The following is an 8,839-nucleotide window of genomic DNA, read 5'->3' as shown; positions in this document are numbered from 1 at the left end:
GTTTCGTGAGCCACCTCACGCCCCCCGCATGACCTCCTTCACCTTGGAGGCGAGTTGCTTGAGCGAGAAGGGCTTGGGCAGGAAGTGGGAGCCGTTGGGGCCGTCCAGCTCGTCCTTGAAGCGGTCCTCGGCGTAGCCGGAGATGAAGATCACCTTCATGTCCGGACGCCGCTCGCGCACTTTGCGGGCCAGCGTCGGGCCGTCCATCTGCGGCATGACCACGTCGGTGATCAGGAGGTCCACGCCCGCAGCGTCGCCGGTGAGCTGCTGCATCGCTGCCTCGCCGTTCTTCGCCTCCAGCACCTGGTAGCCCTTGTTGCGCAGCGCGCGGGCGGAGAAGACGCGCACCGCGTCCTCGTCCTCCACCAGCAGAATGGTGCCGGAGCCGGTGAGGTCGCTGCCGCGGCGCTCGCGCGGCTCGCCCTGGTCGGCCGGGCGCGCCTCGCCCTGGTGGCGGGGCAGCAGGATGGTGAACTTGGCCCCCTGCCCCGGCTCGCTGTCGACGAAGATGAAGCCGCCGAACTGACGGACGATACCGTACACCGTGGACAGGCCCAGCCCGGTGCCGGAGCCCACCTCCTTGGTCGAGAAGAACGGCTCGAAGATGCGCTGCAAATTCTCCTTGGGGATGCCGATGCCGGTGTCGATCACCTCCACCGCCACGTACTCGCCGGCCGGCACCACCTCGTGCTCGCGCCGCTCGGGCGTGGCGACGGTGTAGTTGGAGGTGACCACGGTCAGCCGCCCGCCGCCAGGCATGGCGTCGCGCGCGTTGACGACGAGGTTGATGATCACCTGCTCCAGCTGGTTCTGGTCGACCTTGACGAGGCCCAGGTCGCGGCCGTGCAGCATCTTCAGCTCGATCGTCTCGCCGATCAGGCGGCGCAGCAGGTTCGACAGCTCCGCCAGCACGTCGGTGACGGTGAGCACGCGCGGCTGCAGGGTCTGCTGGCGCGAGAAGGCCAGCAGCTGGCGCACGAGGTTGGCGGCGCGGTTGGCGTTCTGCTTGATCTGCATGATGTCGCTGAACGACTGGTCGCCCGGCTTGTGGCGCAGCAGAAGCAGGTCGCAGAAGCCGATCATGGCGGTGAGCAGGTTGTTGAAGTCGTGCGCCACGCCGCCGGCCAGCTGGCCCACCGCCTGCATCTTCTGCGACTGCGAGAACTGCGCCTCCAGGCTCTTGCGCTCGGTCATGTCGATGAAGTGCAGGATCAGGCCCGCCCCGCCCTCGCTGCCCACGCCGGCCAGCCGCCGCGCGAAGAGCTGCGCCACCAGGTCGCGCCCGCCGGTCAGCCGCACCTCCAGCGGCGTCGCCGGGTCGGCACCGCCGTGCACGGACTTCAGCCGCTCGGCCACCGCCTCGCGCTCGCGCGGGTCGACGATGTCGGCCAGCGGGCGGCCGATGACGTCGCGCGCCTGCGACCCGATCAGCGCCAGGAAGGCGTGGTTGCACTCGGCCAGCTTGCCGGTCTCGTCGACCAGGGCGATGCCGATCGGCGCGTCCTCGAAGAAGCGCTGGAAGCGCTGTTCGGACAGGCGCAGCGCCTCCTGCCACTCGCGCTCCGGCGTCAGGTCGCGCACGACCGAGCGGGTGTGGACGGAATGCCCGTCGTCGGACACCACCACCGTCTGCGCCGCCGCCGCCTGGAAGCGCCGGCCCTGCAGGCCGCGCATGGTCAGCTCGCCGCGCTGCTCGCCGCCGCCGCCCTCGAACAGGTCGTAGGGGGCCGCCGCCTTGGGCGGGGCGGCCAGCACCTCGTGCAGGCGGCGCCCGCTTTCCACGAGGTCGCGGGGCGCGCAGCCCAGCCACTTCGCCAGCGTGGCGTTGGCGAACAGGAAGGCGCCGTCCTGGTCGACCGAGAAGAAGCCGACCGGCGCGTGGTCCATGAAGTCGACCAGCTTGGCCTGCTCGCGCAGCATCACCTGTTCCAGCTCGCGCCGGGCGGTGATGTCCTCCACCCGCCAGTGGACGGCGCCCGGGAAGCGGGCGATCGGCACCGCCTGAACCCGCCACCATTCGGTGCCATGGCCCTCGCCGCCGTGGCCCTCGCGCGGGATGGTCAGCTCGGCCGCGGCGGGCACGCCGCCGCAGGCGCGTTCGCGCACGCGGTGGAACTCGGCGAGGCTGTCGGGATCGGCGGCGAGCTGGCGCTCCAGCCCCTCCAGCACCCCTTCGCCGTCCACCGCCCCGGCGATCTGGCGGAAGGCGGCGTTGACGAACACCGCGCGGCCGTCGGCGTCGCAGATCAGCTGGCCGGCGGTCAGTCCGTCCAGCGCACCGGTCAGCAGCAGGTCGTCGTGCGCCAGCCGCTGGCGCTGCCGCGCCACGTGGAGGATGAGCGCCAGCGCGCCGAAGGTCGCCGCCGCGGCACCGGCCCAGGCCAGCGGGTCGCGGTCGAAGGCCAGCCCGGCGGCCAGCGCCGCCAGCCCGGCGGCGCCCAGCATCTGCAGCGCCCCGGCCAGCAGCGCCGAGCCCGGACCGCGCGCCGGCCGGCCGGCGTGCGCCGACGATGCCGCCGCGCGCGTATCGAAGAAGGAGGATGCGTCGTCCACGCCTGACCCCGGATGCGGTTCGCCCCTCGGCGACGCCCCGTCCCGGCCCTCAATTCCGCAACGGACGCCGCTTCAACTTGAAAACATAGGTGATGAGTTCCGCCACCGCACGATAATGTTCGGCGGGAATCTCCTCATCGATGTCCACGGTCGCGTACAAGGCGCGCGCCAGGGGTGGGTTTTCCACCACAGGTATGTCGTGCTCCTTGGCCACCTCGCGGATCTTGAGCGCCACCGCGTCCACGCCCTTTGCGAGCACCAGGGGAGCGGTCATCGTCTCGGGGTCGTACTTCAGCGCGATGGCATAGTGGGTCGGGTTGGTGACGACCACGTCGGCGTTGGGCACGTTGGACATCATGCGCTGGCGGGCGCGTTCGAAACGCAGCTGGCGGATGCGGCTCTTCACGACGGGATCGCCTTCCGCCTGCTTGTGCTCGTCCTTCACCTCCTGCTTGGTCATCTTCATCTTTTTGTTGTAGTCGTAGCGCTGCCAGAAGAGGTCGCCCGCGGCGATGATGGTGAGCATGGCCAGCACGCCGACGAACAGGCGGTAGGTCAGCTCGCTCATCTCGTTCAGCAGCGCCATCATGTCGATGCCGACGAAGTGCTCGACCGAGGTCACCATCGGCGTCAGCGCCATGTAGGCGACGATGCCGACCACCGCCATCTTGGCGAGGCCCTTGATGAGCTGCACCATCTGCGGCACCACCGCGAACAGGCGCTGGAAGCCCTTCAGCGGGCTGATCTTGTCGAACTTCGGCTCGATCAGCTGCCAGGACACGTGCCAGCCCGTCTGGCCGATGGCACCGACGACACCGGCGACCATCAGCAGCAGCACCGGCAGCCAAAGCGCCCAGAAGATGTCCTCGGCGACGCGCATCAGGACCATGCCGATGCCCGCCTGGTCCATGGGGATCTGGTAGACCTGCTCGACGTAGAAGGCCAGCCGGCGCTGAAGGCCGCTGGCCGTGCCCGGCAGCAGCGACACCAGGATGATCAGCGTGGCCGCCAGCAGCAGCCAGATGCCGATCTCCTGGCTCATGGCGTAGTTGCCCTGCTTGTGGGCCTCGTCGAGCTTCTTTTGTGTCGGCTCTTCTGTTTTCGATGACTCGTCGGCGTCTTCGGACACCCTTGGCACTCCTGTCGCTAGGGCCGACGGCCGCTCAGGTCGGGTTCAGGAACTCGACGAAGGCGGATTCGAAATGGCTGAGCCAGAACATCATCATCGCCGACAGCGTGATGGCGAAGAGGAACAGCCCCAGCGCCACCTGCGTCGACATGAAGAGGAAGAACACCTGGATCTGCGGCGCCAGCTTGTTCAGCAGGCCCAGCGCCAGGCCGAACAGCATGCCGGTGATGATGAAGGGCGCCGACATCTGCACGCCGATCAGGAAGCTGCGCGACACCAGCCGGCCGACCATGTCGGCCATACCGTCGATGGGCAGCGGGGCGCCCGGCACGAACAGGGTGTAGCTGTCCACCACCGCCATGATCAGCAGGTGGTGCATGTCGGTGATGAAGATCAGCAGCAGCCCCAGCCAGCCCAGCAAGGCACCCGGCAGCGAGCCCTGCGTCGCCATCGCCGGGTTGAACATCTGCGCGTTGGCGAGGCCGGACTGGGTGGCGATGATCGTGCCCGCCACCTCCAGCGCGCCCACCAGCAGGCGCCCGACCGACCCCAGGAAGATGCCGATGGTGATCTCGCCGATGATCAGCATCGCCAGCGCCAGCACCTGCCGCGGCTCGGCCGGCAGCTGGTTCTTCAGCACCGGCGCCACCAGCACCGTCACCGCCACCGCCAGCAGCAGGCGGGTGCGCGCACTGACGAAGGCGTCGCCGATGGCCGGCAGCACCATGAAGGCGCTGCCCAGCCGGGCGAAGACGAGCAACCAGGTGAAGATCTGGTCGGCGAAGAGGGTCTGCACCAGGCTCATCGGGGCGAGCCGGTTCAGTGCGAGCCGATGGCGACGATGCGGTCGGCGACCTCGCGGGAGAAGAATTCCGTCATCTCGCCCAGCATGTAGGGCGCCAGCAGGATCGTCATGCCGAAGACCAGCAGCACCTTCGGCACGATGGCCAGGGTCTGCTCGCTGATCTGCGTGACCGCCTGGAACACGGAAATGGCCGTGCCGATGACCATCATGATGACCAGGATCGGCCCCGCCACCATCACCAGGGTGACGAGCGAGGTGCGGCAGACCTCGATGACGTCGGTTTCGTTCATGGCAGGGTGCGGGGCAAGGGGTGCTGTGGCGCCGCCGTCAGATCGGCATGCGCAGGATTTCCTGGTAGGCGCTGATCACCTTGTCGCGCACGGTGGTGACCGTCTGCAGCGTCATTTCGGCGTTGGTCACGGCCTGTACGACGTCGGTCAGGTCGGCCTGCCCGACGGCGGCCAGCGCGGTCATGGTCTCGCCCTTGCGCAGGCTGCCGACGGCGGACTTGGCGGCCTCCTCCAGCACGGCGCCGAAGCTGGGGCCTTCGTCGCGCGGCGCCATGCCCACGCCCGAGGTCTTGGCCGCCGTGTTGGCGTAGGCGGCGATGACGTTGGCGACGTTGGCGACCATGGGTGGAACTCCCCTTTCCTATACGCGGGCGCCGGGCGTCAGGCGCGCAGGATCTCGATGGTGCGCGACAGCATGGTGCGCGTGGATTCGACGACCGTCAGGTTCGCCTCGTAGGAGCGCTGCGCCTCGCGCATGTCCATGGATTCGACCAGCGTGTTGACGTTCGGCATCAGGACGTAGCCGTCGGCGTCGGCGCTGGGGTGCGTGGGGTCGTAGCGGCGTTCGAAGTCGCTCTTGTCCACGTCGATCTTCTTGACCTTCACCGTGTCCATGCCGAGCTGGCGGTCCATCTCGTTCTGGAAGGTGACGACCTTGCGGCGGTACGGCAGGTCGCCCGGCGTCTCCGCCGTGGTGTTGGCGTTGGCGATGTTCTCCGCCACCACCTTGATGCGGGTTCCCTGCGCCTTCATGCCGGCGCTGGATGCCGCCATCGCCTTGTAGAGATCCATCGCCCGCGCCCCCCCTGCCTTACATACCGCCGCGGCCGATCGCCTGCTTCAGCATGGCGACCTGCTTGCGGTAGAGGTTGGTGATGGTCTGGTAGTCCATGTTGTTCTGCGAGACCTTCATGACCTGCTCTTCCAGCACCACGGCGTTGCCGTCCGGCGCGGTCTCGTACGGATTGCGCACGCGCTGCTCCTTGGCCAGCCCGCCCTGCGCGACGGTGCCGGACAGGTGCGCGGGATCGGTGGACGCCGGCTTCATGCGCCGGGAATCGGACAGCGCGTCGCGGAAGGTGAAGGGCTTCAGGTCGTTCGGGCGGTACTGCGGCGTGTCGGCGTTGGCGATGTTCTGCGCCAGCACTTCCTGGCGCTGCGTGTGCCAGTCCATCTTCCGGTTGATCAGCTTGAAGAGGGCGAGATTGCTGAGATCCATGGCCTTGCACCGCGTTGAGCCGCGCCGCCCGGGAAGTACGGATGCGCGAAGGCCCGGATGGACCGGGTCAGGCTCATGGTCCTCCGGTTTCCTTAATAAAAGCTGAAAGCGGCCGGTCGGGAGGGGGACGTCACACCCCTTCAAACGACGCGGCAAACCGGTATAGAGTCGCGGACATGCGCACCGCCACCGCCCATCGACGCCGCAGCACCAGGATCGCTTCACGCGGGCTCTGGGCGTGGCTGGCCGTGGCGGCGGTGCTGGCGCAACTGGCGTTGCCGGTGCAGTCCGTCCTGGCAGCCGCCGGGGCAGCCGCCGGGACCGGCGCCGCCTGGGACAACATCTGCACCGCGCCGCGCGCTGCCGACGCGCCCTCCGCGCCGGACGGGCAGAAGCCCGTCGCCCCGCCCTGCCCGGTGTGCGGGGCGTTCGCCGCACCGCTGGCCGCCCCGGCCGCGAGCGCCGCGCTGGCCGCGCCGACCGTGCGGCCCTGCGCCCGGCCGGCACCGCCGGACACGGAGGCCGCCCGCCCGCCGGCCGATCCCGGCCTGCCGCCGAGCCGCGCGCCGCCCGCCTTCGCCTGAACGACGAGCAATTTCTGCCAACGCCCGGCCGCCGCCGGGCGCCCTCCGTCATTCGTATGCGAAGGCCATCACCATGAAGCTGTTCTCCACCGCCCTCGTCTTCTCCGCCCTGCTCGCCGCCGCCCCCGCCTTTGCCCAGGGCAAGCCGGCCGCCGCCGCCGCCGCCGCCACGGCCGGTTCCATCACCATCGCCGCCCCGTGGTCGCGCGCCACGGCGCCCGGCGCCGCCAACGGCGCCTGCTTCTTCGTCGCCACCAACGCCGGCGGCGAGGCCGACCGCATCGTCGCCGCCTCCAGCCCGGTGGCGCAGAAGGCCGAGTTGCACACCCACCGCCAGGAAGACGGCGTCATGAAGATGCGCCAGGTCGAGGCCATCGACGTGAAGCCGGGCGAGCCGGCCACCCTGCGCCCCGGCGGCCTGCACGTGATGCTGATGGGCCTGAAGGAGCCGCTGAAGCAGGGCGCGACCTTCCCGGTGACGCTGACCTTCGCCAAGGCCGGCCCGGTCACCGTGGAGGTCACCGTGCAGGAGGCCGGCGCCATGGCCCCCGGCGGCATGGCGCACGGCCAGCCGATGCCCCACCAGATGCCGGGCGGGCATGCGCCGGGCGGGCACGCGCCGATGGGCCAGCACCAGCCGCAAAACCCGCCGATGAAGCACTGAGCAGCGGCGCTTTCAGCTTTCGTTAAGCATGTTCAGCGAGGATGGCGCGGAATTCCTAGGCCTTTCGGCGGGAGCCTCCGGCACAACCCAAGGAAAGCGAGTTGTCCGCGCCGTCCTCCAACACCCGGCCCCCGCCCCGCCGCCCCGTCGCGGTGGCGCTGAAGTACGAACTCGGCACGCAGACGCTGCCGAAGATCGTGGCGACCGGCCGTGGCCACGTGGCCGAGCAGATCCTGGAGATCGCCTTCGCCAACGGCGTGAAGGTGCGCGAGGACTCCGACCTGGTGGAGGTGCTGGCCGCCATCGACGTGGACAGCGAGATCCCCATCGAGGCCATCGCCGCGGTGGCCGAGATCCTGTCCTACGTCTACCGCGCCAACGGCACGCTGCCCCCGGATCCGGAGGCGGCGGCGCCATGACCGGAGCCCCCGCCATCCACGCCGAATCCATCCACGCCGAACTGGCCGCCGTCGCCGCCGCGCTGGACGCGGCGCGCACGCAGGCCGAATCGGGCGCCACCGTCGACCTCGCCGGGCTCGACGCCCGCGTGGCGGCGCTGTGCGGCGCGGTGCGGGCGCTGCCGAAGGACGACGGGCGCGGCCTGCTGAACGACCTGGAGGCGCTGCTGGGCGCCGTGGACGCGCTGGCCGCGACGCTCGCCCTCCAGCGCGAGGCGGTGCTGGCCGCCCCGCACACCGCCCGCCGGCGGGCCGCCGCCGCCTATGGGCGCGCGGCGCCACCGCCGCACGATGAGCCGCCGCCCGATGAGCCGCCGCCCGACGAAGAGCCCTGATGGACCTCGATCTCTACTTCCGCTTCTCGCTGGCGCTCGTCTTCGTCATCGCCCTGTTCGTGGCGCTGGCGCTGGTGCTGCGCCGATTCGGCTTCGGCAGCACCATGAACGCCTCGGCCCGGAAGCGGCGCCTGTCCATCGTCGAGGTGGCGGCGCTGGACGCCAAGCGCCGCCTCGTCCTGGTGCGCCGCGACGACGTCGAGCACCTGCTACTGCTGAGCCCGACCGGCGACGCGGTGGTGGAGACCGGCGTGCGCTCCGCCTTCGGCGAGGCGATGGCGGTTGCCGGCACGCCCGCCGCCGAGACGCCCGCCGAAAGCCGGGAGGCCGCGCCATGAGCCGCACCCGCGTCCTGATGGCCGCGCTGCTGGCGCTGGCGGCCGGCGTGGCCGCCGGGCCGGTGCTTGCGCAGAGCCTGACCTTCGACATGGGCGACGCCGGCGGGTCGACCACCGGCCGCGTCATCCAGATGATGGCGCTGGTCACGGTGCTGTCGCTGGCGCCGTCGATCCTGATCATGATGACGGCGTTCACCCGCATCGTCATCGTGCTGTCCTTCCTGCGCTCGGCGCTGGGCGTGCCGCAGGTGCCGCCCAACACGGTGATGGTGAGTCTTGCGCTGTTCCTCACCTTCTTCATCATGGCGCCGGTGCTGGAGCGTTCCTACCAGCAGGGCATCCAGCCGCTGATCGCCGAGCAGATCGACGAGGGCGAGGCGTTCAACCGCGCCGTGGCGCCGTTCCGCGAGTTCATGCTGCGCCACACCAACGAGAAGGACCTGCAGCTCTTCGTCGACATGGGC

At 70.0% G+C, this 8,839-nt stretch carries 12 protein-coding genes and 1 pseudogene; 6 read left to right on the top strand and 7 right to left on the bottom strand.

The genetic code is table 11. The features are described from left to right. Positions 1-15: 15 nt before the first annotated feature. From VED21_RS14045 to flgB, 7 genes are read right to left on the bottom strand one after another with little or no spacing between them, the layout of a single operon-like run. A complete protein-coding gene (locus VED21_RS14045; protein ID WP_324882995.1) occupies positions 16-2,553 on the bottom strand; it encodes a PAS domain-containing hybrid sensor histidine kinase/response regulator in 2,538 nt (845 codons plus the stop codon). Between the two features lie 49 nt (positions 2,554-2,602). Continuing rightward, a complete protein-coding gene (gene flhB, locus VED21_RS14040; protein WP_324882994.1) occupies positions 2,603-3,682 on the bottom strand; it encodes a flagellar biosynthesis protein FlhB in 1,080 nt (359 codons plus the stop codon). 34 nt (positions 3,683-3,716) lie between these two features. Then, entirely contained in the window at positions 3,717-4,487 is a 771-nt protein-coding gene (gene fliR, locus VED21_RS14035; protein WP_324882993.1) for a flagellar biosynthetic protein FliR, read from the bottom strand. A gap of 14 nt (positions 4,488-4,501) precedes the next feature. Further along, positions 4,502-4,777 (bottom strand): flagellar biosynthetic protein FliQ, encoded by a 276-nt coding sequence (locus VED21_RS14030; RefSeq protein WP_324882992.1) that lies wholly within the window; start codon positions 4,775-4,777, stop codon positions 4,502-4,504. 37 nt (positions 4,778-4,814) lie between these two features. Next, a complete protein-coding gene (gene fliE, locus VED21_RS14025; protein WP_324882991.1) occupies positions 4,815-5,120 on the bottom strand; it encodes a flagellar hook-basal body complex protein FliE in 306 nt (101 codons plus the stop codon). A gap of 38 nt (positions 5,121-5,158) precedes the next feature. Beyond that, positions 5,159-5,569, bottom strand: coding sequence for a flagellar basal body rod protein FlgC (gene flgC / locus VED21_RS14020; protein ID WP_324882990.1), 411 nt, complete (start codon positions 5,567-5,569; stop codon positions 5,159-5,161). Positions 5,570-5,588: 19 nt separating this feature from the next. Further along, positions 5,589-5,996: a flagellar basal body rod protein FlgB gene (gene flgB / locus VED21_RS14015; RefSeq protein ID WP_324882989.1), complete on the bottom strand. Its 408-nt coding sequence runs from the start codon at positions 5,994-5,996 to the stop codon at positions 5,589-5,591. A gap of 176 nt (positions 5,997-6,172) precedes the next feature. Here flgB and VED21_RS14010 point away from each other — a divergent pair, with 176 nt between their 5' ends. The 6 genes and pseudogenes from VED21_RS14010 to VED21_RS13985 all read left to right on the top strand — a co-directional run. Further along, on the top strand, positions 6,173-6,580 hold the full coding sequence (locus tag VED21_RS14010) for a DUF2946 family protein (protein ID WP_324882988.1): 408 nt from the start codon (positions 6,173-6,175) through the stop codon (positions 6,578-6,580). A gap of 73 nt (positions 6,581-6,653) precedes the next feature. Beyond that, positions 6,654-7,244 (top strand): copper chaperone PCu(A)C, encoded by a 591-nt coding sequence (locus VED21_RS14005; RefSeq protein ID WP_324882987.1) that lies wholly within the window; start codon positions 6,654-6,656, stop codon positions 7,242-7,244. 101 nt (positions 7,245-7,345) lie between these two features. Further along, positions 7,346-7,663, top strand: a complete 318-nt coding sequence (locus VED21_RS14000; RefSeq protein ID WP_324882986.1) for an EscU/YscU/HrcU family type III secretion system export apparatus switch protein — start codon at positions 7,346-7,348, stop codon at positions 7,661-7,663. Then, positions 7,660-8,037, top strand: a complete 378-nt coding sequence (locus VED21_RS13995; protein ID WP_324882985.1) for a hypothetical protein — start codon at positions 7,660-7,662, stop codon at positions 8,035-8,037. Before VED21_RS14000 ends, VED21_RS13995 begins: the two co-directional genes overlap by 4 nt. Further along, complete coding sequence (locus VED21_RS13990) at positions 8,037-8,375, top strand: flagellar biosynthetic protein FliO (protein ID WP_324882984.1); 339 nt, start codon at positions 8,037-8,039, stop codon at positions 8,373-8,375. Before VED21_RS13995 ends, VED21_RS13990 begins: the two co-directional genes overlap by 1 nt. Further along, positions 8,372-8,839: pseudogene (locus VED21_RS13985) on the top strand (flagellar biosynthetic protein FliP); the annotation flags it as partial. The gene VED21_RS13990 and the pseudogene VED21_RS13985, both read left to right, overlap by 4 nt.

The sequence above is a fragment of the Azospirillum sp. genome (assembly GCF_035627195.1).
In the GTDB taxonomy this organism is placed as follows: Bacteria; Pseudomonadota; Alphaproteobacteria; order Azospirillales; family Azospirillaceae; genus Azospirillum.
This window is presented reverse-complemented; position numbering and strand designations above follow the sequence as displayed.